The 25803-nt window shown below is 74.3% G+C and carries 30 protein-coding genes; 13 read left to right on the top strand and 17 right to left on the bottom strand.

Features of this window, described 5'->3' with window-relative positions; translation table 11 throughout:
* Nucleotides 1–202: 202 nt before the first annotated feature.
* From NP048_RS06595 to clpS, 4 genes are read right to left on the bottom strand one after another with little or no spacing between them, the layout of a single operon-like run.
* A complete protein-coding gene (locus NP048_RS06595) occupies nt 203–991 on the bottom strand; it encodes an MBL fold metallo-hydrolase (protein ID WP_227577414.1) in 789 nt (262 codons plus the stop codon).
* Entirely contained in the window at nt 988–1800 is an 813-nt protein-coding gene (gene murI / locus NP048_RS06590; protein WP_227577413.1) for a glutamate racemase, read from the bottom strand. Before murI ends, NP048_RS06595 begins: the two co-directional genes overlap by 4 nt.
* Before the next feature lie 10 nt (nt 1801–1810).
* The gene (locus NP048_RS06585) at nt 1811–2452 is read right to left on the bottom strand and encodes a DUF2017 domain-containing protein (protein WP_227577412.1); all 642 of its coding nucleotides are present in this window, start codon (nt 2450–2452) and stop codon (nt 1811–1813) included.
* Nucleotides 2452–2745 (bottom strand): ATP-dependent Clp protease adapter ClpS, encoded by a 294-nt coding sequence (clpS, locus tag NP048_RS06580; protein WP_372456823.1) that lies wholly within the window; start codon nt 2743–2745, stop codon nt 2452–2454. Before clpS ends, NP048_RS06585 begins: the two co-directional genes overlap by 1 nt.
* A 72-nt stretch (nt 2746–2817) precedes the next feature.
* Here clpS and NP048_RS06575 point away from each other — a divergent pair, with 72 nt between their 5' ends.
* Nucleotides 2818–4218, top strand: coding sequence for a nicotinate phosphoribosyltransferase (locus tag NP048_RS06575; RefSeq protein WP_227577411.1), 1401 nt, complete (start codon nt 2818–2820; stop codon nt 4216–4218).
* A 134-nt stretch (nt 4219–4352) separates the two neighbouring features.
* Here NP048_RS06575 and NP048_RS06570 read toward each other — a convergent pair whose 3' ends face one another.
* The 4 genes from NP048_RS06570 to NP048_RS06555 form a co-directional block, all read right to left on the bottom strand.
* A complete protein-coding gene (locus tag NP048_RS06570; RefSeq protein WP_013116552.1) occupies nt 4353–4508 on the bottom strand; it encodes a hypothetical protein in 156 nt (51 codons plus the stop codon).
* 256 nt (nt 4509–4764) lie between these two features.
* A complete protein-coding gene (locus tag NP048_RS06565; RefSeq protein WP_227577410.1) occupies nt 4765–6570 on the bottom strand; it encodes a DEAD/DEAH box helicase in 1806 nt (601 codons plus the stop codon).
* A complete protein-coding gene (locus tag NP048_RS06560; RefSeq protein ID WP_227577409.1) occupies nt 6567–6944 on the bottom strand; it encodes a DUF3039 domain-containing protein in 378 nt (125 codons plus the stop codon). The genes NP048_RS06565 and NP048_RS06560 overlap by 4 nt, the downstream gene beginning before the upstream one ends.
* Before the next feature lie 64 nt (nt 6945–7008).
* Nucleotides 7009–7575: a hypothetical protein gene (locus NP048_RS06555; RefSeq protein ID WP_227577408.1), complete on the bottom strand. Its 567-nt coding sequence runs from the start codon at nt 7573–7575 to the stop codon at nt 7009–7011.
* 137 nt (nt 7576–7712) lie between these two features.
* Between NP048_RS06555 and NP048_RS06550 the strand changes: the two genes are divergently transcribed.
* Both NP048_RS06550 and NP048_RS06545 read left to right on the top strand, forming a co-directional pair.
* Nucleotides 7713–8663: a hypothetical protein gene (locus NP048_RS06550; protein ID WP_227577407.1), complete on the top strand. Its 951-nt coding sequence runs from the start codon at nt 7713–7715 to the stop codon at nt 8661–8663.
* Nucleotides 8660–9022 (top strand): GntR family transcriptional regulator, encoded by a 363-nt coding sequence (locus NP048_RS06545; RefSeq protein WP_227577406.1) that lies wholly within the window; start codon nt 8660–8662, stop codon nt 9020–9022. The genes NP048_RS06550 and NP048_RS06545 overlap by 4 nt, the downstream gene beginning before the upstream one ends.
* Nucleotides 9023–9074: 52 nt before the next feature.
* Here NP048_RS06545 and nagB read toward each other — a convergent pair whose 3' ends face one another.
* The 7 genes from nagB to NP048_RS06510 all read right to left on the bottom strand — a co-directional run bounded on the left by nagB (nt 9075) and on the right by NP048_RS06510 (nt 16490).
* Nucleotides 9075–9857 carry a glucosamine-6-phosphate deaminase gene (nagB, locus tag NP048_RS06540; protein ID WP_227577405.1) on the bottom strand — a complete coding sequence of 261 codons (783 nt, stop codon included), beginning with the start codon at nt 9855–9857 and terminating at the stop codon, nt 9075–9077.
* Nucleotides 9857–10888 carry an ROK family protein gene (locus NP048_RS06535; protein ID WP_227577404.1) on the bottom strand — a complete coding sequence of 344 codons (1032 nt, stop codon included), beginning with the start codon at nt 10886–10888 and terminating at the stop codon, nt 9857–9859. The genes nagB and NP048_RS06535 overlap by 1 nt, the downstream gene beginning before the upstream one ends.
* Nucleotides 10889–10892: 4 nt before the next feature.
* A complete protein-coding gene (locus NP048_RS06530) occupies nt 10893–11816 on the bottom strand; it encodes a carbohydrate ABC transporter permease (RefSeq protein WP_227577403.1) in 924 nt (307 codons plus the stop codon).
* Complete coding sequence (locus NP048_RS06525; protein ID WP_227577402.1) at nt 11813–12706, bottom strand: carbohydrate ABC transporter permease; 894 nt, start codon at nt 12704–12706, stop codon at nt 11813–11815. The genes NP048_RS06530 and NP048_RS06525 overlap by 4 nt, the downstream gene beginning before the upstream one ends.
* A gap of 129 nt (nt 12707–12835) precedes the next feature.
* Nucleotides 12836–14113, bottom strand: coding sequence for an extracellular solute-binding protein (locus tag NP048_RS06520; protein ID WP_227577401.1), 1278 nt, complete (start codon nt 14111–14113; stop codon nt 12836–12838).
* A gap of 129 nt (nt 14114–14242) precedes the next feature.
* Nucleotides 14243–15418 carry an ROK family transcriptional regulator gene (locus NP048_RS06515; RefSeq protein ID WP_227577400.1) on the bottom strand — a complete coding sequence of 392 codons (1176 nt, stop codon included), beginning with the start codon at nt 15416–15418 and terminating at the stop codon, nt 14243–14245.
* Nucleotides 15419–15557: 139 nt separating this feature from the next.
* Nucleotides 15558–16490: a PfkB family carbohydrate kinase gene (locus NP048_RS06510; protein ID WP_227577399.1), complete on the bottom strand. Its 933-nt coding sequence runs from the start codon at nt 16488–16490 to the stop codon at nt 15558–15560.
* A 164-nt stretch (nt 16491–16654) separates the two neighbouring features.
* On the opposite strand from NP048_RS06510, the gene NP048_RS06505 reads away from it, so the two are divergent.
* Nucleotides 16655–17950 (top strand): pectate lyase, encoded by a 1296-nt coding sequence (locus tag NP048_RS06505; protein ID WP_227577398.1) that lies wholly within the window; start codon nt 16655–16657, stop codon nt 17948–17950.
* Between the two features lie 4 nt (nt 17951–17954).
* Here the strand turns inward: NP048_RS06505 and NP048_RS06500 are convergent, their stop codons facing one another.
* On the bottom strand, nt 17955–18278 hold the full coding sequence (locus tag NP048_RS06500; RefSeq protein ID WP_227577397.1) for a cation diffusion facilitator family transporter: 324 nt from the start codon (nt 18276–18278) through the stop codon (nt 17955–17957).
* Nucleotides 18279–18395: 117 nt separating this feature from the next.
* Here NP048_RS06500 and pgi point away from each other — a divergent pair, with 117 nt between their 5' ends.
* Both pgi and NP048_RS06490 read left to right on the top strand, forming a co-directional pair.
* Nucleotides 18396–20078: a glucose-6-phosphate isomerase gene (gene pgi, locus NP048_RS06495; RefSeq protein WP_227577396.1), complete on the top strand. Its 1683-nt coding sequence runs from the start codon at nt 18396–18398 to the stop codon at nt 20076–20078.
* 121 nt (nt 20079–20199) lie between these two features.
* A complete protein-coding gene (locus NP048_RS06490) occupies nt 20200–20574 on the top strand; it encodes an RNA-binding S4 domain-containing protein (protein ID WP_227577395.1) in 375 nt (124 codons plus the stop codon).
* A gap of 24 nt (nt 20575–20598) precedes the next feature.
* Here NP048_RS06490 and NP048_RS06485 read toward each other — a convergent pair whose 3' ends face one another.
* Entirely contained in the window at nt 20599–20952 is a 354-nt protein-coding gene (locus tag NP048_RS06485) for an STAS domain-containing protein (RefSeq protein ID WP_227577394.1), read from the bottom strand.
* Between the two features lie 102 nt (nt 20953–21054).
* Here NP048_RS06485 and NP048_RS06480 point away from each other — a divergent pair, with 102 nt between their 5' ends.
* The 7 genes from NP048_RS06480 to mtnN all read left to right on the top strand — a co-directional run bounded on the left by NP048_RS06480 (nt 21055) and on the right by mtnN (nt 25693).
* Nucleotides 21055–21453, top strand: a complete 399-nt coding sequence (locus tag NP048_RS06480) for a VOC family protein (RefSeq protein ID WP_227577393.1) — start codon at nt 21055–21057, stop codon at nt 21451–21453.
* Between the two features lie 67 nt (nt 21454–21520).
* Entirely contained in the window at nt 21521–22462 is a 942-nt protein-coding gene (locus tag NP048_RS06475; RefSeq protein ID WP_227577392.1) for a DNA-3-methyladenine glycosylase family protein, read from the top strand.
* A 98-nt stretch (nt 22463–22560) separates the two neighbouring features.
* Complete coding sequence (locus NP048_RS06470) at nt 22561–22800, top strand: hypothetical protein (RefSeq protein WP_227577391.1); 240 nt, start codon at nt 22561–22563, stop codon at nt 22798–22800.
* Nucleotides 22797–23543 carry a histidine phosphatase family protein gene (locus NP048_RS06465; protein WP_227577390.1) on the top strand — a complete coding sequence of 249 codons (747 nt, stop codon included), beginning with the start codon at nt 22797–22799 and terminating at the stop codon, nt 23541–23543. Before NP048_RS06470 ends, NP048_RS06465 begins: the two co-directional genes overlap by 4 nt.
* The gene (locus NP048_RS06460; protein ID WP_227577389.1) at nt 23536–24420 is read left to right on the top strand and encodes an NAD(P)H-hydrate dehydratase; all 885 of its coding nucleotides are present in this window, start codon (nt 23536–23538) and stop codon (nt 24418–24420) included. The genes NP048_RS06465 and NP048_RS06460 overlap by 8 nt, the downstream gene beginning before the upstream one ends.
* Before the next feature lie 83 nt (nt 24421–24503).
* On the top strand, nt 24504–24956 hold the full coding sequence (locus tag NP048_RS06455) for an S-ribosylhomocysteine lyase (RefSeq protein WP_227577712.1): 453 nt from the start codon (nt 24504–24506) through the stop codon (nt 24954–24956).
* Nucleotides 24953–25693: a 5'-methylthioadenosine/S-adenosylhomocysteine nucleosidase gene (gene mtnN / locus NP048_RS06450; protein ID WP_227577388.1), complete on the top strand. Its 741-nt coding sequence runs from the start codon at nt 24953–24955 to the stop codon at nt 25691–25693. Before NP048_RS06455 ends, mtnN begins: the two co-directional genes overlap by 4 nt.
* Nucleotides 25694–25803 lie beyond the last annotated feature (110 nt).

Raw genomic sequence — 25803 nt, 5'->3', positions numbered from 1 at the left:
CACCACTCGCTGCCCCGTCCATGCGCCGCACCGTCGCACGGCGGCCGCGCCACCGGGGCCCGCCATCCACAGCCACCGTCGAGCGCGGTACTCGACGGCCGAACGCGGTACTCGTATCTGGCGCGCTCGACGGTCAGGTGCCGCGCTCGACGGTCAAGTGCCGCGCTCGACGGTCAAGTGCCGCGCTCGGCGGTGGGGGCCGTCAGAACGAGTACGTCGCGCCCGGGGCCGCGAGGGTGACCGGGCCGTCGTACACGGCGCGGGCCTCCGCCAGTGCGATCGCGGGGTCGTTCCACGCCGGGACGTGCGTCAGGACGAGCGCTCGGGAGCCCCCGCGGGCGGCCGCCTCGCCCGCACGACGACCCGTCAGGTGGATGCCGCGCACGTGGTCGTCACGCCCCTCCACGAACGCAGCCTCGGCGAGCAGCACGTCGGCGCCGGTGGCCAGGTCGTCGAGTCCCGCGCACGCGTCGGTGTCCCCGGTGTACGCGAGCGTGACGCGCAGCGCCGGGTCGGTCTCCGACGGCCCGCTCACCCGGATGCCGAACGCCGGCACGGGATGCTCGACGGGGACCGGCTCGAGCGTCAGCGGACCGACGTGCACCCGCTCCCCGACGCGCCACGTGCGGACGTCGAACTGCTCGCCGGTGTGGGCGGCGAGGTCGTCACCGGACATGTTCGCGATGCGCTCGAGCGTGCCCTCGGGCCCGTGGACGGCGAGGCGCGGCAGCGGACCGTCCGGTCGGTAGCGCCGGTACACGCCGAGGACGGCCATGTCCGCGACGTGGTCGGCGTGCAGGTGGGACAGCGCGACGACGTCGAGCACGGCGGGGTCACCCCAGTGCTGCAGCGCTCCCAGGGCGCCGTTGCCGAGGTCCAGCAGGGCCGACCACGTCCGTCCGTCACCGTCCTCGGCCTGCACCAGGTACGACGACGCCGCGGACCTCGGCCCCGGGAAGGACCCCGCGCAGCCCAGCACGAGCAGCCTCATCGCAGCGCACCCCGCGGCTCGACCGCCTCGACCTCCGGACCGAGGAAGCGGCGCGCGAGCGTGGCGAACGACCTGGGGTCGCCCGTTGCGAGGAACCGGTGCGTCGCCGGTCCTGCCTCCGGGTCACGCTCGAGGTCGTGCGCCACGAGGGTCCGGTAGACGTCCTTGGCCGTCTCCTCCGCGCTCGACACGAGCGTGACCTCGTCCCCCATGACGTACGAGATGACGCCCGTGAGCAGCGGGTAGTGCGTGCAGCCGAGCACGAGCGTGTCGACGCCCGCCGCGCGGACCGGGTCGAGGTACTCGTGCGCCGTCGCGAGCGCGTCCGGCCCCGACGTCACACCTGCCTCGACGAGCTCCACGAAGCGCGGGCAGGCCCGCGACGTCAGCTCCACGCCCGCGACCGCGAACGCGTCGTCGTAGGCCCGCGAGTCGATCGTCGCCCGCGTCCCGATGACGCCGATGCGGCCGTTGCGCGTCGCCGCGACCGCGCGACGTGCCGCCGGCAGGACGACCTCGACGACCGGCAGGCCGCGGCGCAGCGTGTACCGCTCGCGCGCGTCGCGCAGCACCGCGGCGGACGCGCTGTTGCACGCGATGACGAGCATCTTGACCCCGGCGTCGACGAGGTCGTCCATGATCTCGAGCGCGTGCGCGCGCACCGCGGCCAGCGGCTTGGGCCCGTACGGGCCGTTGAGGGTGTCCCCGATGTACAGGGTGGACTCGTGCGGCAGCTGGTCGAGGATCGACCGCGCCACGGTCAGGCCCCCGACACCGGAGTCGAAGATGCCGATGGGGGCGTCGCTCACCCGACCGAGACTAGCCGCCGGACCGCCCACGTCCGCCGCCGCCACCCTGGGGTGCGGCGAGCATCACAGCCAGCAGCGACTCCTGGAGCCAGGACAGCGCGCCGTAGACCGACGCCAGGTAGGCCCGCACGTCGTCCTCCGGCTCGGTCGCCGGACCGTCGTACAGGGCCTGCGAGTCGGCGTCCGTCCGCAGCTCGAGGCGCTCGCCCAGCACGAGCCGCAGGTCGGTGAGGGTCGCGGCGACGTCGTCGGCGGCCTGCGGGGACACGACGAGCGCGTGCTCGGGCCACCCGGGCTCGCCGTGGACGAGCGACGTCCACAGGAGGCGCAGCCGCGCGATCTTCCGCGCCCGCAGGTCGTCCTCGGTGAGACGACGGAACTCGCCGGCCACCTCTGGGTCGTCGCGCGACGCGTCGGGCAGCAGCCGTCGCACGGCCGGGTCCTGCGGTGGCGCCACGGGTGCGGTGCGCAGCGACCAGCCCGCCGGCGCACCGGGGTGGGCGGGTGACGCCGCGTCCGGGTGCGGGCCGTCCTCGAACCGCCCGGCGCCCAGCAGCTCCGCGACGTCCGCGACGACGGACGCCACGACGGCGCGTTCCCCGGCGTCCAGCCGCGCGACGTACTGGCCCTTCTGACGTCGGAACGCCCGCATCACTGCCCGCCCCGCTGCATGGTCGCCCACAGGCCGTAGGAGTGCATGGCCTGCACGTCGACCTCCATCGCCTCGCGGTTGCCGGTCGAGACGACGGCGCGCCCCTCCTCGTGCACCTGGCGCATGAGCTGGTCGGCCTTCTCGCGCGGGTACCCGAAGTGGGTCTGGAACACGTAGGTGACGTACGACATGAGGTTGACCGGGTCGTTCCAGACGATCGTCACCCACGCGTCTGCCGTCGACGTCGCCTCGTCCACGTGGGGACGCGTGTCGGGAGCGGTCGTCGCGGGCACGACCACAACTGTAGGCGGCACGGCGCGAGGCGTCGGCGCCCGGGCCGGGGTCCGGGCGTCTACGTTGGCGGCATGACGGACACGAGTGCTCCTGCGTCGACCCCGACCGCCCCCGCCGTCGCCGCGGTGGGTTCCGGCAGCACCGCGCTGCTCACCGACCGGTACGAGCTGACCATGCTGCAGGCGGCCCTCGCCGACGGCACCGCGCACCGCCGCTGCGTCTTCGAGGTGTTCACGCGGCGGTTGCCGGCGGGACGCCGCTACGGGGTGCTCGCCGGGACGGGACGGGTGCTCGAGCAGCTCGCGTCGTTCCGGTTCGGGACCCCGGAGCTCGACTGGCTGGCCGACGAGCGCGTCGTCGACGACGCGACGCTCGCGTTCCTCGCCGACTACCGCTTCGCCGCGGACGTCGTCGGGTACGCCGAGGGTGAGATCTTCTTCCCGCAGTCACCGGTGCTCGTCGTCGAGGGCACGTTCGCGCAGGCCGTGCTCATCGAGACGCTCGTCCTGTCCGTCCTGAACTACGACTCGGCGGTCGCGTCGGCGGCGTCGCGCATGACGAGCGCGGCCGTGGACCGCCCGTGCCTCGAGATGGGTGCGCGACGTGCGCACGAGGACGCTGCGGTCGCCGCCGCGCGCGCCGCCGTGGTCGCGGGCTTCGCGGGCACGTCGAACCTCGAGGCGGGCCGCCGGTACGGGCTGCCCACGATCGGCACGGCGGCGCACGCGTTCACGCTGCTGCACGACGACGAGGAGGACGCCTTCGCGTCGCAGGTCCGGTCACAGGGTGTCGGGACGACGCTCCTGGTGGACACGTACGACGTCCGCCGCGGGGTCGAGCGGGCCCTCGCCGCGGCCGGTACGGACCTCGGTGCCGTCCGGCTGGACTCGGGCGACCTGGGCGTGCTCGCGCAGGAGGTGCGGGCGCAGCTCGACGCCGCCGGGGCGCGCGACACGCAGATCGTCGTCACGAGCGACCTCGACGAGCACGCGATCGCGTCGCTCGCGGTCGCCCCGGTCGACTCCTACGGCGTGGGGACCTCGCTGGTGACCGGCTCGGGCGCACCGACGTGCGGGATGGTCTACAAGCTGGTCGCCCGCGAGGGGGCGTCCGGACAGCTCGAGCCGGTCGCGAAGGCCTCGCGCTCCAAGACCAGCCTCGGGGGCCGCAAGGCGGCCGCGCGGCGCCTGGACGGGGCCGGGCGCGCCGTCGAGGAGGTGCTGGTCGTCGGCCCCGACGAGCTGGTAGCGGGGTGGACGGACCTGCAGCGGCGCGAGCCGGACCCGTCCCTGCGTCCGCTGCACGTGCCGCTCGTGGTGGACGGCGAGGTGCTGCCCGGCCTGACGGCCGCCGAGGGTGTGCGAGCCGCGGCGGCTCGGCACGCGGCGTCCCGTGACGAGCTGCCCCGGGGCGCCCGCCGCCTGTCGGCCGACGAGGCCGCCGTCGAGACGGTGGAGATGCGCCTGGCCTGAACCTTCTCGTCGCCGGGTGGTCGCCGCCTGGCACCCGTCGACGGAGACGGCACAGGCCGGGACGCGCGTGGCGTCCCGGCCTGTGCCCTGCGGCGCGACGGTCGACGGAGGGGGTGTCGGCCGTCGCTGCTGCGCTAGATCCTCGATCGACCGCGGCCCACGAGGCCGAGGATGAGGCTGACGACCAGCACGATGACGCCGATCCAGATGAGGAACTGGCCGATGTTGGTCGCGACGCCGAGGATGACGAGGACGACACCGACAAGGATGAGGATGAGCCAGGACGGCATATGAACACCTCTTTCGTGCGAATGCCGGCGGCACGACGCCGCCAGGCTCCGGGTTCGGCGCCGGGGGAACCCGGGCCGGGTTTGTCACGGGATGAGCCTGGCAGCGGTGCCTCGCTTCGGCACGCTGAACGGTCGACTTGCGCGACCGTCCGACTTTGGTATGTGGGCACGTGTCCAGGGCGCTGACCTGCGGACTCACCCAGTTCTCATCGTCCATATACTGAGACGGGTGCTGCTCCACGCGCGCGGCGCATGCTCAGCGCTTGCCGACGAACCACCCGCGGAGCATCGCGATCCGCGCCTCGAGTTGGTCCGGCGCGGCCACCGCGACCTCAGGGCCACCGCACCGCCGCCGCAGCTCCGCGTGGACCGTCGCGTGCGGCTGACCGCTGCGACGCGCCCACGCACCGACCAGCTGCGCGAGCTCCTTGCGCAGCTCGGCCTGCTTGCGGTGGTCCATCACCTCGGGCTCAGGCTGGGCGCGCGCGCGGCGCGCGCCCTGCTGGTCCGCCTGCCGCTGCCGCAGCAGCGTCGTCACCTGGTCCGCGTCGAGCAGGCCCGGCAGGCCGAGGAAGTCCAGCTCCTCGTCGGAGCCCACCTCCGCGCCCGTGCCGAACTCGCCGCCGTCGAACAGCACGCGGTCGAAGGACGCCTGCGCCTCGAGCGCCTCGAAGCTCCCGACGACACCGTCCGAGCCGACCGCGTCCTCGCTGCTCTGCTCGCGCTCGGCGAGGGCCAGCAGGTCGGCCTCCGGGTCCAGCGACCCGTCGGTCGGCTTGTCGAGCGCGTGGTCGCGCTCGACCTCCAGCGTCGCCGCCAGCTCCAGGAGCTGCGGCACGCTCGGCAGGAAGACCGACGCCGTCTCGCCCCGCCGCCGCGCCCGGACGAACCGCCCGACGGCCTGCGCGAAGAACAGGGGCGTCGCCGTGCTCGTGGCGTACACACCGACGGCCAGCCGCGGGACGTCGACGCCCTCGGACACCATGCGCACCGCGACGAGCCAGCGGGCGTCGCCCTGCGCGAACTCCTCGATCCGGTCGCTCGCGCCGTCGTCGTCGGACAGCACGACGACCGGTGACTGCCCCGTGAGCCGCGCCAGGTGCCCGGCGTACGCGCGAGCGTCGGTCTGGTCGGTCGCGATGATCATGGCGCCCGCGTCGGGCACGGCGCGCCGGACCTCGGTGAGGCGCGTGTCAGCCGCGGCCAGCACCGACGGGATCCACTCGCCGTTCGGGTCGAGCGCGGTCCGCCAGGCCTGCGACGTCATGTCCTTGGTCAGCGGCTCGCCCAGGCGCGCCGCGATCTCGTCGCCCGCCTTGGTGCGCCACCGCATCGACCCCGAGTACGACAGGAAGATGACGGGCCGCACGACGTGGTCGCGCAGCGCGTCGCCGTACGCGTACGTGTAGTCGGCCACCGAGCGTCGGATGCCGTGGGCGTCGGGGGCGTAGGTGACGAACGGGATGGGCGCGGTGTCCGAGCGGAACGGCGTCCCGGTCAGCGCGAGCCGGCGCGTCGCCCCCTCGAACGCCTCACGGACCGCGTCGCCCCACGACAGCGCGTCGCCGCCGTGGTGCACCTCGTCGAGGATGACCAGCGTGCGCTCGGCCGTGGTACGGGCTGCGTGCAGCGCCGGCTTGCTCGCGACCTGCGCGTACGTGACGGCGACGCCGTCGTAGCCGGCTCCGTGCCGCCCCTGCGCGTTGCTGAAGCGCGGGTCGAGCCGGATACCGACCCGAGCCGCCGCGTCGGCCCACTGCTTCTTCAGGTGCTCGGTCGGGGCGACGACCGTGACGCGACGCACAGCGCGCGACTCCAGGAGCTCGGTCGCGATCCGCAGGGCGAACGTCGTCTTGCCCGCGCCCGGCGTCGCCACGGCGAGGAAGTCGCGCGGCGAGCGCTCCCGGTACAGGTCGATGGCCTGCGCCTGCCACGCCCGCAGGCTCCCCGCGGCCCCCCACGGCGCACGCGCGGGGAACGCCGGCGGCAGCTGCTGCGCTGCCGACGTCGAGGGGTGCTGGGGGGTGTGGACAGGGGCTGCGGACCGACGGGCCGCGCTCACGCGCCGCCCGTGCCGGAGCCGGAGCCCTTGCCGCGGCCGAAGCCGAAGAACCCGCGCCCGCCGCCGCCCCCGCCACCGGAGCCGCCGTCGCCGTCCTGCGGTTCGCGCAGGCCGTCGTAGACCTCCTTGCAGATGGGGCACACGGGGAACTTGTTCGGGTCGCGGCCGGGCACCCAGACCTTGCCGCAGAGCGCGATGACCGGCTTGCCGGTCATCGCGGACTCCATGATCTTCTCCTTGCGCACGTAGTGCGCGAAGCGCTCGTGGTCCCCGGGCTCGACCTGCTCGTCGGTCTCGGTGCGCTCGAGGAGGGAGGTGCCGCCCTGCGGGCCGAACGGGTCGTCGGGTCCTGTCGGCGGGGTCGGCTCACTCATGGCGCCCATCGTACGTCGGGGGTGGGACAGCCCGGCAGCACCCTGGCGGTCCGACGTCGTGCCGTCAGCCGACGAGGAACGCCGCCACCGAGGGGTCGCCAGGCAGACGGGGCAGGTCGGTCGGCCGGGCCCAGTAGGCCCACCAGCCCCAGCCCTGACCCACCCGCTGCCAGTCCCCGCCCGGGTGGCGGCCGAAGGACGTGCGCAGGTGCTCCCACTGCCGGTCGTCGCGCTCCACCACGTGGTAGCCGGCGCCGTACCCGACGCAGTGCCAGCCGTAGCGGCCGGCACGTGCGAGGACCCGCATCTCGTTGAACGCGGTCAGCGGTGCGAGCACCGCACTGTCACGTGCGCGGTCGTCGGGGGCCGGCTCGGTGGCGGGGGCGAAGCGCTGCTGGGCGGCCTGCCGTGACATGCCCAGCACGCCACCCAGGTCGTTCCACGTGCATCCGGCGGCGCGAGCCGAGGCGACGGCGTCGCGCAGCATCGCGTCGGTCGCGCCGGAGGCGTCGCGCACCAGCGACACGAGGTCGAGGTAGGCGCGCGGGTCCTGCTCGAGCCGCCCGGCCAGGTCTGGCTCGGCGGCGTCGAGAGCGGCGGTGAGGTGGTCGCGGAGCGTGTGGTGCGTCATGTGTCAATCCTGGCTTGACGCTAGGCGCGGTGTCAAGCATTTCTTGACGCGACTCGGGTCTGTCGACAGCACTTCCCCAGCGACGCTCTTTTGTGTCAAAGTCTCGATACATTGACCATCGGATCGGAGACCTGGCCGTGCGACTGCTCCTCCTCCCGCTCCTCCTCCTGCCCCTCGCGGCGCTGGGGGCCATCGCGGCCGCCGTCGCGACGGCACGCACCCCCCGTGTGCCCGGCTCGCGCACGGACGTCGAGACGTCACCCACCGCGTACGCGCGTGCCCGTCGCCACGCCGCGGTCGTCGCGGGCGTGTCCTGGGCCGCGCTCGTGATCGTCGCCTTGGCGCTGCCGCAGACGATCCCGACCGGACCCGACCAGGGCATCGTGCTCGGGTGCGCACCGGCGGTCGCCGGCGTGCTCGCGCTGCTCGTGGCGGCTGTCGGCGAGCGGACGTGGTCGCGCCCCGCGGATCCGGTGCGTCGGGCGTCCCTCGCGCGGCGCACCGTCCGGGACGTGACCCCGCACGCACCGGCGGTGCTCACCCTCGCGTGGTCGGCCGCGCTCCTGCTCGTGCTGCTCGCGACCGCGCTGACGGCCGACACGGACGACGGGCGCTCCGTGACGGTGCGCCACGGAGCGGACGCGACCTCCGGCGCCGGCCCCTACCCCGGCACGCCCTACGGCGTCCCGATCGCCGCGTCGGTCGCCCTCCTCCTCGTGGCGGCCCTCCTGACGCTGCACCTGGTCGCCACCCGCCCCGCGGTGTCACACGTGTCGACGACGGACGACGCCCGCCTGCGGCGTGCCGGCGCCCGTCGCGTGCTCGCCGCCGTCCAGCTCGTCGTCGGCGCCACGCTCGCCGGTGTCCTGCTCGTCACAGGAACCTCGCTGCGCAACGCGTCGAGATCGGGGTACGACGTCGGCGAGGGGTGGGTCGAGTCGATCGACCCGGTCGTCGACGCGCTCGGCGTCGCCGGCCTCGTCGCCGCGCTCGTGGTGCTCGTCGCGACGCTGGTCGTCACCGGCGTCGCGCTCACGCGCGCCTCGCACGAGACCGCACCGGACCGGACGTCCGTGGTGCCCGCGTGAGCGTCCACGTCGAGGTCGACATGACCTCGGGCGTGCCGGTCTACGAGCAGGTCCGCACGCAGGTGGTCGCGCACGTGGCGGCGGGCCGGCTCCGGCCCGGCGACCGCCTGCCGACCATCCGCGCGCTGGCCACCGACCTGGGCGTCGCGCCCGGCACTGTCGCCCGCGCCTTCCGCGAGCTCGAGCTCGCCGGGGTCGTCGTCACCCGGCGACGCAGCGGCACCGTCGTCGCCGACGACGCCGCACCGGCGCACGTCACCGCGCGCCACGCCGCGACCGCGTACGTGCGCGCCGCGCGCGCGGCGGGCCTGACGCCCGACGAGACGCTCGACCTCGTCCGCGGCGCCCTGCTCACCTGACAGCGCTCGACCGGTGCGGGACGATCGGGGTGGCCGCCGGGCTGCGGGTGGGTCAGAGGTGCTGCCACTCCGGCTTGGCCGCATAGGCCTCCCGGTAGTGGTCGGCGAGCTCCAGCAGGCCGGCCGCGTCGTCGTCGACCAGCACGGTGACGTGCGGATGGAGCTGCAGGACCGTCGCGGGCCACCGGGCGCTGACCGGGCCCTCCACGAGCTGCTGCACGGCCCGCGCCTTGCTGGTCCCGGTGGCCAGCAGGACGAGGTGCCGGGCCTCGGTGATCGTGGCGAGACCCTGCGTCAGGCAGTGCGTCGGGACAGCGTCGACGTCCCCGTCGAAGAAGCGGGCGTTGTCCTGACGCGTCTGCAGCGCCAGGGTCTTGACCCGCGTGCGCGAGCCCAGCGAGGAACCCGGCTCGTTGAACGCGACGTGCCCGTCGGTACCGATGCCCAGCAGCTGCAGGTCCACGCCCCCCGCCCTGGCGATCGCCGCCTCGTACGCCGCGCACGCCGCCGGGAGGTCCACGGCCAGCCCGTCGGGCCCGTGGACGGCGACCGGCGCCAGGTCGACGCGCGACACCAGCTCCGCGTCGATGACGTTGCGGTAGCGCTGCGGGTGGTCGGCCGGGAGCCCGACGTACTCGTCCAGCAGGAAGGCCCGGGCCCGCGCGAAGGACACGCGCCGTTCCGCGTGCCGGCGGGCCAGCTCGTCGTACACCGCGAGCGGGCTCGACCCCGTCGCGAGCCCCAGCACGGCGTCCGGCCGCGCCGCGAGCAGCCGCTCGACGACGTCCGCGGCCAGGCGCGCCAGCTCGGCCGGCGGTGCGATGACGACCTCCATCAGACGACCTCCCCCCGCCCCACGAGTGCGGCGCCCACCGCGCCGACGGGCACGTCCCGGGGCGCCAGGTGCACCCGCTCCGCCAGCCGCAGCGACGCCAGGAACGACGACCCCGACGTCTCGCGCTCCAGCTCGGCGCGCACGGCCTCGAGCAGGGGCTCCCCCACACCGCTCACCCCCCCGCCCAGGACGACGTGGTCGACGTCGCACGTCAGCACCAGGATGCGCACGGCGCCGGCGACGGCCCAGGCGAACCGGTCCCGCACCGCGACCGCGCGCACGTCCCCCGCGGCGGCGTCCGCGAACAGCACCAGGGGTGCCGGCCGGTCGTCGGGCGACGGCCACGCCGCCTGCAGCGCGCGGCCCGAGGCGTACTGCTCGACGCACCCGCGCTGACCGCACCCGCACGGCAGCCCGTCGGGCACCAGCGTGAGGTGCCCCACCTCGCCGGCCGCCCGGCGGGCCCCGCGACGCAGCGTGCCGTCGAGCAGCAGTCCGGCGGCCACGCCCGTGCCCAGCGCGAGGAACGCCAGGTCGCGGGGCGTGGGCACCGCGTCGACCGTGTGGGCGGCGCCCAGGACCGCGGCGTTGAGGTCGTTCTCCACGCGTACCGGGACCCCGCCGCCCAGCGCGGCGCCGACGGCGTCCGCCAGGCCGAACGGACGCTCGACCCCCACGTTGACGGCGTGCTCGACCGACCCGGTGGCGGGATCGACGACCCCCGGCACACCGACGCCGACGCCGCTCAGCGCGTCGAGGGGCAGGCCGTGGTTCGCGGCGAGCGTCCGCACGCAGGTGCGCACGGCGGCGACGAGACCGTCGGGACCGGGCACGGTGGGGATCCGGTGCGTACCTGCCACGGCGCCGTCCGCGGTGAGCAGCGCCGCGAGCACCTTGGTGCCGCCGACGTCGACGCCGACGGACCAGCCCTCGCGGCCGGGCCGGGCCGGTGCGGTACCGGTGCTCGTGGTGCGGGTGGTGCGGGTGCGCGTGAGCACGACGGGTTCTCCCCCCGGGGTCGTGACGTCCATGCCCTCAGCCCTTGACCGCCCCGGACACCAGTCCGCCGGTCATGCGCCCCTGCACGACGAGGAAGAACACGACGACCGGGATCGCGACGAGCACGGATCCGGCCATGAGTGCTCCCCAGTCGGTCGCCTTGGTGGCCTGCTGGAACGTGCGCAGCCACACGGGCAGCGTCATGGACTCGGGCCGGGTCATGATGATGAGCGCCATCATGAACTCGTTCCAGGCCTGCAGGAACGCGAACACGCCGGTCGACACCAGGCCCGGTGCCAGCAGGGGGAACGTCACCTTCCAGAACGCCCGCGGCCGCGAGCAGCCGTCGATCATGGCGGCCTCCTCGAGCTCGACGGGCACGCCGTTGACGAAGCCGCGCAGCGTCCAGATGGTGAAGGGCAGGACGCCGGCGAGATAGACCATGCCGAGCGCGACGACGGTGTTGAGCAGCTGCCAGGAGTCGACGAGCTGGAAGACCGAGATCATCATCGCCTCGCCCGGCACCATCTGGATCACCAGGATCGACAGCACGAACGCCTTGCGCCCGCGGAACCGGAACCGCGTGAGCGCCAGCGACGCGAAGAACGCCAGCACCATCGAGGCGACGAGGACGAGGAACGTGACCTGCAGCGAGTTGCCCAGGGCCGGCACGAACGGCGAGCGCACCTGGCCGAACATCGCGGTGTCGTAGTTGCGCCACGTGAGCTCGTCGGGCCACAGGTGCAGCTCCGGCCCGGAGACGAGGTTGGTCGGCAGCAGCGAGGTGTTGACCATCCAGTACACCGGGAAGGCGAACGCCGCGGCGAGCAGCGCCGCCACCGCTCCCCAACCGAACGAGGCCGCAGTGCGGCGGGCGGGGCGGCGCCGGGTCACGGCCCCGGGCGCCAGGACGGGGACGGGCGCGCCGGCCGCGGCGGCGCCGACGGGTGCGAGGCTCACAGCTGCTCCTCCTTGACGGTCGCCCGCACGTAGTAGGCGGAGATCGCGAGCATGATCACGGTGAAGATGACGGCGATGGCGCTCGCGGCGCCGTAGTGCCCCTGGGCCATCCCCATCTCGTAGATGTAGACGCCGAGGGTGCTCGTCTCGGACTTGATGCCGCCGATCCCCTGCAGCACGAAGATCTGCGTGAACACCTTCAGGTCCCAGATCATCGACAGCACGATGAGCACCACGTAGATCGTCCGGACGTACGGCACCTGCACGCGGAAGAACCGCTGCCGGGCGCTCGCCCCGTCGAGCTGTGCGGCCTCGAGCACCTCCCCCGGCACCTGCGTGAACCCGGCGTAGAGCGTGAACGCCACGAACGGGATCGCGCCCCACACGATGACGAGGGCGGCGACCGCGAAGAACGACACGGGGTCGATCAGCCACAGGTGCCCCATCCAGTCATCGCCGGTGAGCGACGTCAGCAGGTGGTTGGCCACGCCGTACTGGCTGTCGAAGATCCAGCCCCACACCAGCATCGCGGCCAGCGGGGGCATGGCCCACGCCAGCAGCAGCCCGAGCGAGAGCACCAGCCGCATGACACGGCCGAGCTTCATGAGCAGCAGCGCGACGAGCGTGCCGACGGTGATCGTCAGCACGACGCAGACGAGCATGAACACGAAGCTGCGCGCGGTGACGGTCCAGAAGCGGGCGTCGGTGAGGGTCGCGACGTAGTTGTCGAGGCCGACGAACGGCGCAGGGACGCCGAGCAGCTGGGCGCGCTCGTACTCGTGCAGCGAGAGCCACAGCATCCGCACGAGCGGGTAGCCGGTGATGACGACGAGCGCGGCGAGGCTGGGCGCCAGCAGCAACCACGGCAGCAGCCGGGTCGCGGTGGGCACGCGCCTCGTCCGAGGGGCCGGCGCAGCGTCGGGCGGCGCGGTCTGGAGCGTGGTCGAGCTCATGGTGTCCCTCCGGGTGGACCCGGCCGGGGCCCGCGTACGCCGCTGGCCCCGGCCGGTGGCGCCGCGTCAGCCGTTGAGGATGGACTCGATCTGCGCGTCCAGCTGCTGCGCGATCGTCTCGACGTCACCACCCTGCGCGATCTGCACGAGCGCGTCCTGGATGACCTTCTGCGCCTCGACGTCGCCCCACTTCGGCGTCGCGGGCGTGAGCTCGGCGTTGGCCGCGGCGGCGGCCGACGCCTGCGTGAACTCGTCGTCCGGCAGCGCCGCCGCCAGGGACTTGCGGGCCGGGATCATCGAGTTCTCCGCGAGGATCGTCTGGTACTCCTCCGAGAGCAGGATCGTCAGGGCCTTCTTGGCGAGGTCCATGTCGCCCGACTTCGTGGCGACCGCGACGTTCGAGCCGCCGGCGAAGACCTTGGCCGTCGTCCCGGCCTCGGTGCCGGGCAGCGGGAAGGCCTGCAGGTCGGCGCCGAACGTGTCGGGGCAGCCGGGGGCCTCGGCGTCGGCGGGTGCCTGGATGGACCAGCGGATCCAGTTCGGCGCGGACAGGAAGGTCGTCTGACCGGCGCAGAAGGGCACCTGGAGCTCGGCCTCGTCGCCGTCCTTGGGGGCGTTCGACGCGTTGACCATGAGGTCCTGCACCTGCGTCAGACCCTTGATGCCGCCCGGGGAGGAGAATCCCGCCTCCCAGGTGCCGTCCTCGTCCGGCTCGGCGATGAAGCCGCCGTTCTCCCACACGAACGGCAGGGCGTTGTACCAGTCCTGCCCGGGGAACCACAGGCCGGAGCGGTCGGCGGTCTTCAGCGACTTGGCGGTCGCGACGTACTCGTCGAGCGTCGTCGGGACGGGCGTGCCGCCCAGGACCTGCTCGCTGTAGAACACGATGCGCGAGCCGGCGTAGTAGGGCGCGGCGTAGAAGGTGTCCTCCCACGTGCCGGCCTTGACGAACCCGGGCAGCAGGTCGTCCCCGCCGAGGTCCTCGGCGATGTCGTCGAGCGGCGCGAAGTACCCGGCCGACGTGAAGGTGGCGGCCTGGGTGTTGCCGACCTCGACGACGTCGGGCGAGTCGGACGACGCCAGCGCGGTGGTGAGCTTGTCGACCAGCCCGGTCCAGGACTGCTCCTCGATCGTGAGCGTCGAGCCCGGGTTCTCCTTCTCGAACGTCGTCGTCAGGTACTCCCGGGCCTCGTCGGGAGTGTCGGTGCCGACGAGCCAGACGCGGATCTCGGTGCCCTGCGACCCGCCGGACGCGGCGCCCGTACCGGCGTCGCCGCCGTCGGAGCACGCCGTGAGCGCGAGTGCCGCCGCTATGCCGACGGCGCCGAAACGTAGGATCTTCACGTGGGGGTTCCTCCCGTGTGCGAGGCGGTCGTCGTCACGACGACGCCGGTGGGTGGTGCTGCCGATCTGCTGGACGGCCGGCTCGTCGTCGTCACGTGACGACGGGCCGGCCCCGGTCGCTCCGGACCGTCACGTGATCCCGAGCTGCCCGGACAGGACGAGCACGGCGGCGCCTGCGAGCGCCGCGTCCTCGTCGAGAGCCGCCATCCGCACCCGCAGGCCCTGCCCGATGACGGGCATCGTCCTGTCACGGAGGGTGGTGGTCGTGGCCTCGCGCAACGGTCCGTCGAGCAGCTCCGGCGGGCCGGAGAGCAGGACCTCGGCGAGGTCGAGCGCACTGACGACGGGTGCCAGGGCGCGGCCCAGCATCCGTCCGACCGACGCCAGCGCGGCGTCGGCGTCCTGGGGGGCGAGACCGATGCGGCGGCGCAGCGCGGGCGCGCTGAGCACGGTCTCGAGGCAGCCCGTGCGTCCGCAGGCGCACGGCAGCGGGGTCTCACCGGCGGTCTGCTCGTCGACGACGGTGACGTGCCCGATCTCTCCGGCGGCGTGGCCGCGCCCGCGCACGAGGGCACCGTCGACGAGCATGCCGGCGCCCACCCCCTGGCCCACGGTGACGACCATCGCGTCGGACGCGGCACCGCCGTAGGTGTACTCCCCGAGCGCGCGCGTGTTGGCGTCGTTGGCGACGTGCACGGGGGCGCCGAGCGCGGCGGACAGGCGTGCGGCGAGCGGCACGTCGTACCACCCGCGGTTGGGCGCCTCGACGACGCGCCCCGCGGCGTCGACGACACCCGGTGACGAGATGCCGACGCCGACGACGATCCCGGTCGTGCCGGCCAGGAGCCGACGGCACAGCTCCTCGACGAGCGTCACGGCCTGGGACCCCGTCGCGCCGCCGCTCGGCACGTGCTCACGGGTGACCACCTGGCCGTCCAGGGTCATGACGGCACCGTGGACCGTCGCGTCGTCGGTGAGGTCGACGACGACGACGTGGTGGTCCGACGCGCGCAGACCGACGAGGGTCGCGGGCTTGCCCACCCGGCTCTCGGCGCGCACGCCGAGGTCGGCGACGAGGCCCTCGGCGAGCAGGGCCGCGACCAGGTCGGAGACCGTCACGCGGGTCAGGCCGGTGCTGCGCGCGATGTCCGCGCGGGACGACGGTCCGTCGTGGAACAGGTGCCCGAGGACGAGCGACCGGTTGTGGGCCCGGGCGTGCTCGGGAAGCACCTTCGTGGTCGGGCGCAGCCGGTGCCGGACCGGGCCCGCGGTGCGGGCGGTGAGCGGTTGCGACGACCTCGGCATGTTTGTTAGTAGACCTTCCTTACAAATCGGCGTCAACGGCCGGACGTGACCGTGATCACATCGTGACCGGCACGTCACACGTCCGTACGAGGCAGGTCATCTGCCGGTGACGTACGGCCCACGAGCGCCGCGCGGCGCGTCAGAACCGGTCGCGCGACGCGCCCAGCCATCCCCGGGCGCCCGCGTAGCGCACGGAGGCGGTCGCCCGACGCACCCCCTCCGCCAGGGCGTCCGACGGCCCCTCCCCCCGTGCGAGCGCCGCGGCCATCGCGCCGTGCAGCACGTCACCGGCACCCAGGGTGTCCACGACGGCGCCGCGCGGGACGGCAGGAGGGCGGAGCACCGACCTCGCCACCGCTCCGTCGGGACCCGCGTGGCGGAGCCGGACCGGCCCGGCGCCCGCGCTGCGCGCGACGAACGACGGCCCGTACGCCGCGACGGCGTCGAGGAGCGCGTCGACGGCCTCGTCGTCGAGCACGCCGCCGAGCCCTCGAGCGTCGCCCGGCGCCGGCAGCCGGAAGTCGCCCGACAGGACGGCGAGGTCGACCACCGTGAGCAGGTCCGCGGTCGTCGGCTTCCAGCTGCCGCCGTCGAGCAGGACCGGGACGCCCGCCGCGCGGGCGGCGCGCGCGAGCGCCATCGCCGCGTCGGGGTGGTGCCCGTCGACGAGCAGCGCACGCACGCCCGTCAGCAGGTCCGCCGTGGGCGCGGGCAGCCGGGGCGTGCGCGCGCCGTTCACCGACACCACGGCGCGCTCGCCGGTCGCGCGCGTCACGAGCACGGTCGACACGGGCAGGACGTCGGGCGCGTCGGGTGCGAGGTCGACGACGGCGACGCCCGCGGCTGCCAGGCCCCCACGCGCGACGTCCGCCAACGGACCGGTGCCCAGGACGGTGACGAGCGTGGTCGGCACACCCAGGCCGACGGCCACGGCCGCTGCGTTGGCGGCGGGCCCTCCGAAGGTGACGTCGAGGCCGTCGGCGACGACCTTCTCGTCGGCGGCGGGCAGGCGGTCGAGCGTCTGCGTGACGTCGAGTGTCGTCAGGCCGCAGCAGACGAGCGGAGCGGGCATGCGGGCATCCTCGCAGCCCCGCCTCCGCGCGGATGCGACCTCGGCGCGACGACACGCCATGTGATCGTTCACAGCGAAGCGTTTCATCCGGGTTCAGGGTCTTCACCCCAAACGCTTGCCGTGCTTGGGTGGCCGCGCAAGCGCTTCACCTACGAGAGGCAGACATGTCCAGCAGACCACCGGCGACCCGACGCTCGTTCCGCGTCCTGCTCGCCGCCGCCCTCGCCCTCACGCTGGGTGGCACCCTCGGCCTGGCCACGGCCCTGAGCGCCACCGCCGCCAGCGTCGACACGAACGCCTGGTACGTCCTCGTCAACCGCCAGAGCGGCAAGGTGATGGACATCAGGGACACCTCCACGGCCGACGGCGCCGTCATCCAGCAGTGGCCCCGTAACGACGGCAACTGGCAGCAGTGGCAGTTCGTGGACTCCGGCTCCGGGTACTACCGGCTGAAGTCCCGGCACTCGGGCAAGGTCCTCGACCTGTGGGAGTGGTCGACGGCCGACGGCGGCCAGTTCCGCCAGTACACCGACCTCAACGGCACCAACCAGCAGTTCAAGCTGTCCGACTCCGCGAGCGGCGCGTACGTCCGGCTGCTCAACCGGCACTCCGGCAAGGCCGTCACGGTCACCGACCGCTCCACCGCCGACGGCGCGACGGTCACCCAGCTCACCGACAACAACCAGTACAACCAGCAGTGGCAGCTCGTACAGGTCGGGTCGGGCGGCGGCACGCCCACGACCGCCCCCACCACGTCCCCCACGACGCCCCCGCCCACTGGCAACGTGTCGTGGCCGTCGGCCACGGGGCAGCAGAAGGTGTCCTCGACCATCAAGGTCAGCGGCACGCTCGACGGCCGCCTCGTGCGGTACTACGGCATCTCCTCGGGCGGGCAGGACGAGGGCCAGCCCGCGATGTTCGAGCTGGCGGACGGCGCGACCATCAAGAACGTCATCATCGGCACCGGCGCCGGTGACGGCATCCACTGCAAGGGCACGTGCACCGTGCAGAACGTCTGGTGGGAGGACGTCGGCGAGGACGCCGCGACCTTCAAGGGCTCGTCGTCCTCGCAGACCATGACCGTCGACGGCGGCGGTGCCCGGTACGCGTCCGACAAGGTGTTCCAGCACAACGGCCCGGGCACCTTCGTCATCAAGAACTTCCAGGTCTCCGACTTCGGCAAGCTCTACCGCTCGTGCGGCAACTGCTCCACGCAGCACGCCCGGACGGTGCAGATCTCCAACATCCAGGTCACCGCTCCTGGCAAGGCGCTCGTCGGGATCAACCCGAACCTCGGGGACCGCGCGACGATCTCCGGCGTGACGATCCTCAACGACTCGTCGCGCAAGATCGTCATCTGCGAGGAGTACCGGGGCGTCACGTCCGGGGAGCCGACCAAGGTCGGGTCGGGTCCGAGCAGCGCGTGCGGCTACAGCACGTCGAGCATCACCTACCGCTGACGCCTCAGCGGTCCGCGACGACCCGCGGCCGTGCCCGGTCGACGAGCCACCAGCCCGTCGCACCGAGCACGGCCGCGGCCGTCAGCACGGCCGGCCACGGGCCCAGCACGTCGGCTGCGACGTGCGACAGGACGAACACGACGAGGCCCACCGCCGCCACGGCGAGCGGACGCCACCAGCCGACCCGCGGCACGGCCAGCACCAGGCACGCCACGACGGTGGCGAGCAGGATCACGCCGCCGAGCCACCGCACACCCGTGCCCTGCGCGAGCGCGAACGCGGCGACGAGACCGACTGCGGCGACGAGGGCGACAGGCAGGCGAGGCATGCCGCACACGGTATCCGTCCCCCGCCGCCGGACGTCCCGTGCGGGCACCGGCCCGCCGGCCCTACGGTTGACCGGGGGAACCCGCCGGGCCCCGCTCGTCGAGACCAGGAGAGCCACGTGCCCACGCCGCCGATCGACCCGACGACCACGAGCGCCTGGCAGGCGCTCTCGGAGCACGAGAGCACGCTGCACCCGGACCTGCGCGGCTGGTTCGCGGACGACCCCGACCGCGCGCAGCGGCTGACCCTGCAGCTCGCCGACCTCACGGTCGACCTGTCGAAGAACCTGGTCACCGACGAGACGATCGCGCTGCTCGCACGCCTGGCCGACGAGGTGCACCTCACCGACCGGTTCGCCGCGATGCTCTCGGGCGAGCACATCAACGTCACGGAGGACCGCGCCGTCCTGCACACCGCGCTGCGTCGCCCCGCGGACGCCGAGCCGCCGCTGGTCGTCGACGGCCAGCAGGTCGACGACGACGTGCAGGCCGTGCTGGGCGAGGTCTTCGCGTTCGCCGAGCAGGTCCGTTCCGGCGAGTGGACGGGTGTCACGGGCGAGGCGGTGCGTACCGTCGTCAACATCGGCATCGGCGGCTCGGACCTGGGTCCCGTCATGGTCTACGAGGCCCTCGAGCCCTACGTCGCCGACGACCTGGAGGTGCGGTTCGTCTCCAACATCGACCCCACCGACCTCGCGCAGAAGACCGCGGACCTCGACCCGACGACCACGCTGTTCATCGTCGCCTCCAAGACGTTCACCACGCTCGAGACGCTGACCAACGCGCGGCTCGCGCGCCAGTGGCTGTGGGACTCGCTGGCCGCCGGCGGCCACATCGACGACTCCGACGACGCGCGGCGCGACGCCGTCGCGAAGCACTTCGTCGCCGTGTCGACGGCCCTGGACAAGGTCGCCGACTTCGGCATCGACCCGGACAACGCGTTCGGGTTCTGGGACTGGGTCGGCGGGCGGTACTCCGTCGACTCCGCGATCGGCACGTCGCTGGCGATCGCGATCGGCCCCGACGCGTTCGGCGACCTGCTCGCGGGCTTCCACGCGGTCGACGAGCACACGCGCACCACCCCGGTCGCGCAGAACGTGCCGTTCCTCATGGGCCTGCTGAACGTCTGGTACGTCAACTTCCTCGGCGCGCACACGCACGCGGTGCTGCCGTACGCCCAGCTGCTGCACCGCTTCCCCGCGTACCTGCAGCAGCTGACGATGGAGTCCAACGGCAAGTCCGTGCGCTGGGACGGCACCCCGGTGACGACGCAGACCGGTGAGGTCTTCTGGGGCGAGCCCGGCACCAACGGGCAGCACGCGTTCTACCAGCTCATCCACCAGGGCACGCGCCTGATCCCGGCGGACTTCATCGCCGTGGCGAACCCCGCCTACCCGCTGCGCGACGGCGACACCGACGTGCACAGCCTGTTCCTCGCCAACTTCTTCGCCCAGACCAAGGCGCTCGCGTTCGGCAAGACGGCCGAGGAGGTGCGGGCGGAGGGCACGGCGGAGGAGATCGTCCCGGCGCGCGTGTTCCCGGGCAACCGCCCCACGACCTCGATCCTGGCGCCCGCCCTCACGCCGTCGGTGGTGGGTCAGCTCATCGCGCTGTACGAGCACATCACGTTCGCGCAGGGCGTGGTGTGGGGCATCGACTCGTTCGACCAGTGGGGCGTCGAGCTGGGCAAGAAGCTCGCGACGCAGATCGCACCGGCAGTGCAGGGCGACGAGGCGGCGCTGGCCGCGCAGGACCCGTCCACCCGCGCCCTCATCGCCCGGTACCTCGAGCTGCGCGGCTGACCGACGCCCCGCGGCCGCGTGGCCGCCGCCCCGGCGGCCACGCGGCCTGCGGGCGTCGCACCCGGACGTCGTGGCAGGCTGACGTCGGTGGTCGACGGGACAGCGACGAGGAGGTGGCGCGATGGCCGAGCCGCAGGGACGCGTCCGCGTCGACGCCTGGACCTGGGCCGTCCGCCTGTTCCCCACGCGGTCGGCGGCGGGTGCCGCCTGCCGCGCCGGTCACGTGCGCGTCAACGGCGAGCGCGCCAAGCCGGCCACACAGGTGGTGCCGGGCGACGAGGTGCAGGTGCGCGGCGGCCACCGGGAACGGCTGGTGGTCGTGCAGCGCCTGCTGGTCAAGCGCGTGTCCGCCGAGGTCGCGCAGGCGTCCTACCTCGACCGCTCGCCCGTGCCGCCGCCGCGCGACCAGGTGGCGGTCGCCGCCCAGCGCGACCGCGGTGCCGGCCGCCCCACCAAGCGCGACCGGCGCGCCATCGAGCGGCTGCGCGGGCACTGAGCCCGGCGGCGTGCCGCCCCTGCGTCAGCGGGCGTCGGTCAGGGAGTCGGTAAGCGCCGCCATCCAGTCCCCCACCCCGGTCTGCTCCAGGAGGTCCGCGACCCGCGGGCTGACCGCGGCCAGCCTCAGGGGCAGCCCGCGCTCGGCTGCGTCCCGTGCGAGCCGCACCAGGACGGACAGCCCGGTCGAGTCGAGGAAGGTCACGTCCGACGCGTCGACGTCCACCCCGCGCACGGCCGGCGCGTCGAGCGCGTCCCACAGTGCGGGCGCGTCCCGCTCCCGCACCGCCAGGTCGATCGCGCCGCCGAGGACGACGCGCAGCGTGGCGCCCTCGTCACGAACCTCGAGGTGCCCGCCCAGCGCCGGTCGTGCGTCCATCGGCAGAGTGTGCCCCACGTCACCGGCATCCGGCACGCCGAGGGTGAAGCTCCGCGCGCGGCCTCGACGGCCGGTGTCGGTGGCGGCCACTACGTTGCGGCCATGATCACACTCGGACGGGCCGCGCTCGTCACCCCGGACCTGGGGCGCGCCGCAGCCTTCTACCGCGACGCCTTCGGGTTCCGCACCCTGTTCGAGGGCAGCTTCGGCGACTATCCCCTGCTGCACGTCGGCCCCGGCGGGCTCACGGACGCGGGACTCTGGCTGCGACCGGCGGCGTCCGAGGACCCCGTGGGCCGGCAGGGCGGCACCGGCCCCTTCCTGGTCCTGTACCTCGACCCGGCCGAGCTCGACGGGACCGTCGAGCGCTGTGCCGCGCTCGGCGCCCCGGCGCACCACACGGCGCAGGACGACGACGGGCGGTACGCCCACGTCCGCGACCCGGACGGCAACGAGATCATCCTCGCCGCCCTGGTGACACGGCCGACGACAGGCGACTGACGGCGGTCGTGCCGGTGCGTGAGGTGCAGCCCCGGGGCCGCACCCGCTCGGGTGCATCCTGGTGACCGTGACCGTGACCGTGACGAGCGACGTGACGAGCGACGCGACCGGCGACGCGCACGTCGTCGTCCCGTGCCCCGCGGGTCTCGACGTGCGCCGCACGACCGGACGCCTGAGGCGCGGCACGGGTGACCCCACGTGGTCCTGGGCGCCGGACGGGATCTGGCACGCGACCCGACGCGGCGGCGACGTCGTGACGCTGCGGCTGCGCCCCGTGCCCGGCGGCGTGCGCGCCGACGCGTGGGGCCCGGGTGCCGAGGCCGCCCTGTCCGACGCCCCGGGCCTGCTGGGCCTGCAGGACGACGCGAGCGGGTTCGCAGCCCACCTGCACCCGGTCGTGGCGCGTGCCCACCGCACGCACGGCGGGGTGCGCCTCGCGCGGGGCGGGGACGTGTGGTCCACCGTCGTCACCGCGGTGCTGGAGCAGCGCGTCGTGGGCGTCGACGCGCACGCGTCCTGGCGCCGGCTCGTCACCCGGCACGGCACGGCCGCGCCCGGGCCTGCTCCCGAAGGGCTGCGCGTCGCACCGCCGCCGCGCGTGTGGGCCACGCTCCCGGTGTGGGAGTGGCGCGGTGCAGGGGTCGACGCGCAACGGTCGGACACCGTGCGGCGGGCAGCCGCCGTCGCGCACGCGTTCCACGCGGACCTGACGCCCGCCGAGCTCGCGCGCCGCCTGCTCACCGTGCGCGGCATCGGCCCGTGGACGGCCGCCGAGGTGACGTCACGCGCGCTGGGCGACCCCGATGCCGTGCAGGTGGGGGACGCGCACCTGCCGCACCTGGTGGGCTGGGCGCTCACCGGCCGCCGCGCCGACGACGCGGGCATGCTGCGGCTGCTGTCCCCCTGGCAGGGCCACCGCCAGCGGGTGCTCGTCCTGCTGCAGACCACGCACCTCGGGCGGATGCCGGCCTACGGGCCGAGGGCCCGCCGCGCCCTGCCCCTGCGCTGACGCACCCGCCGGGGCGGGACCCCGGGCGTGGACTGACGTGCCGCCCTCGCGGGACCCGGCGATACTGGGCCCGACCCCGCCCCGACCCAGGAGGAGCCATGGCCCACGACGACACCGCGCCCACGACCGACGCGGCACCCGAGGCTCCCTCGCGCGCCGCGACGGGTGTGCTGTGCCTGCTGCTCTTCGTCGGCGCGTTCGCGCTGCTGACGATCGGCTTCGACTCCGACGGGTTCGCCGGCGCCGCGTTCGTCACCGCCGGCATCCTGGCGTTCGGGCTGGCGTACGCGATCCCCACGACGATCCTGCCGGCGCTCGAGGACCGCGACCGCCTGTGACGACGCCCGCCGCCACCCCGACGAGCCTCGTGCTCGTGCGCCACGGTGAGAGCGTCGGCAACGTCGCGGCCACCCGCGCCGACCGCGAGGCTGCGCCCGTGGTCGACGTCGCGACGCGGGACGCCGACACCCCGCTGTCGGACCTCGGGCGCGCCCAGGCCGAGGCGCTCGGCGTCTGGCTCGCCACGCTGCCGTCGGACGAGCAGCCCGAGGTCGTCTGGTGCTCGCCGTACCTGCGGACGCTGGAGACGGCCACGATCGCGCTCCGAACCGCGGGGCTCGACCTGACGGTGCGGCGCGACGAGCGCCTGCGCGACCGCGAGCTCGGCATCCTCGATCGCCTGACGTGGCGCGGCGTGCGGGACCGGTACCCCGAGGAGGCCGAGCGCCGCCGGCACCTCGGGAAGATGTACCACCGCCCGCCGGGCGGCGAGTCGTGGGCCGACGTCGCGCTGCGGCTGCGCGCCGCCGTCGGCGACCTGGCGCCCCGTGACGCGGACCGACGGGTGCTCGTCGTCGCGCACGACGCGGTCGTCATGCTGCTGCGCTTCGCGCTCGAGGAGCTCACCGAGGACGAGCTCATGGCCGTCGTGCGCGAACGCAGCGTGCGCAACGCCTCGGTCACCCGGCTCGACCGTGTCGACGGCGCGTGGCGGCTCGTCGCCTTCGACGAGGTCGACCACCTCGCGGAGCTCGACGCGCCGGTGACCGAGCACCCGGGAACGGGTGACTCCGGTGGGTGACCTGGTGCTCAGCCCCGCGCTGCTGCGGGATCACCCGCTGCCGCAGCCCACGGGCGGCAAGGACGCGCGCGGGGGCGTGCTCGTGCTCGGCGGTGCGCGCGGGACGCCGGGCGCCGTCCTGCTGGCCGGGCTCGCGGCGCTGCGCGTCGGCGCGGGTCGGCTCACGCTCGGCGTGGCCGCGTCGGTCGCCGCACCGCTGGCCGTCGCGGTCCCCGAGGCAGGGGTCGTCGCGCTCGACGAGGGGCCCACGGGCTCCGTCACGGGTCCCGGCGACACGCTGGGCAGCGAGCTGGAGCGTGCCGACGTCGTCGTCGTCGGGCCAGGACTGGACGAGCCGGACGGGACGCTCGCCCTGCTGCGTGCCGCGGTGCGGGCCGCTCCCGACGCGACGCCGTTCGTGCTCGACGCGTTCGCGCTGGGCGTGCTGCGCGACGCCGCGGACGTCCGTGAGGCGCTGCAGGGGCGCGCGGTGCTCACGCCCAACACGAGCGAGGCCGGTCGCCTCCTGGGCGAGGAGGCCGGCACCACCGACGAGGGACGCGACGACGGTGACGTCCCCGCGGCCGCCCGCATCGCGGACGAGTACGGGGTCGTCGTCGCCTGCGCCGGGGTCGTGGCGGAGCCGCACGGGCGACGCTGGCGCTCGTCGACCGGGTACTCCGGGCTGGGCACGTCGGGCAGCGGGGACGTCCTGGCGGGTGCCGTCGGCGGCCTGCTCGCACGCGGCGCCGACCCGGCGCAGGCTGCCTGCTTCGGTGTCGAGGTGCACGGCGTGGCGGGTGACCGGCTCGCGGCGGCCGTGGGGCCGCACGGGTACCTGGCGCGCGAGCTCCTGGCCGAGCTCCCGCGGGTGCTCGTGGAGCTGCGCGCGCGCTGAGCCCGCGCCCGCTCCGCTGTGCGCGGACGCACCGGCGGACCACGTGCGGGATGCCGCACACTGGTCACGTGGACACACCTCGCATGAACGTCGAGTCGTTCAACCTGGACCACCGCACCGTCGTCGCGCCGTACATCCGGCTCGCGGACCTCAAGGAGCTGCCCCACGGGGACGTCCTGTCGAAGTTCGACGTGCGGTTCACGCAGCCGAACGTGGCGCACCTCGAGATGGACGCCGTGCACTCCCTCGAGCACCTGTTCGCCGAGCACGCGCGCAACCACTCGGACCGTGTCCTGGACTTCTCCCCCATGGGCTGCCAGACGGGCTTCTACCTCATGCTCGAGGGCCGGTGGACGACCGAGCAGGTCGCGGACCTCGTGGCCGCCACGCTCACCGACGTCCTCGGCGCGGACGAGGTGCCCGCGGCCAACGAGGTGCAGTGCGGCTGGGGCGCGCACCACACCCTCGCCGGCGCGCAGGATGTCGCCCGCACGTTCCTCGCGGCCCGTGACGAGTGGAGCTCGGTGACGGCGTGAGCGGCATCGCGGAGCTGTCCGCCGCATCCGGTGCTCGTGCGGACGCCGTCGTCGTCACGGCGATGGGCGTCGAGGCGTCACCCTTCCTCGACCGGGCGTCCGCCGTCGGGGACGAGGTCGAGGTCGTCGGCGCCCGGCGCCGCGTGCTCGACATGAACGGGGCGCGCGTCCTGCTCGTGACCTGCGGCATCGGCATCGTCAACGCGGCCTCGGCCGCGACGCTCGCGCTGCACGGGACGGGCGCGCGCGTCGCGCTGAGCGCGGGCTCGGCCGGCGGCCTGGGGCTCGACGTGCGCGTCGGCGACGTGGTCGTCGGCGCGACGACCGTGTTCGGCGCGGCCGACGCGCGGGTCTTCGGCTACGCGCTCGGACAGGTACCCGGCATGCCCGCGCGGTTCGATGCGGACCCCGCCCTGCTGACCGCGGCGGCGGGCGTCGACGCCGGTGGGCCGACCGTGCGCACCGGCCTGATCGTGTCGAGCGACGTCTTCGTCGACGCGGAGCGGGCCGTGGGCATGCGTGAGGCGTTCCCCGACGCGCTCGCGTGCGACATGGAGTCGACCGCGCTGGCGCAGGCGGCGTACCTGGCGGGGGTGCCCTTCCTCTCCGTGCGCGGCATCTCCGACCTGTGCGGACCGATCGCGGGCGTCGACTTCAGCGCGCACGTCGACGACGCGGCCGAGCGTTCGGCGACGGTCGTCGTGGGCCTGCTCGACGCGTTCCTCGCGACGGCGTAGGCCTCACCCGCGACGCCAACTCGTCCCGTCGGCGACCACCGGCCGCGGCCGGCGACGAGATCGCGCGGCCGGGCCGGTCTGCACGGGTGGACGGAATTGCGTCGACCCTC

Source organism: Cellulomonas xiejunii, assembly GCF_024508315.1.
Lineage (GTDB): Bacteria > Actinomycetota > Actinomycetes > Actinomycetales > Cellulomonadaceae > Cellulomonas > Cellulomonas xiejunii.
This window is presented reverse-complemented; position numbering and strand designations above follow the sequence as displayed.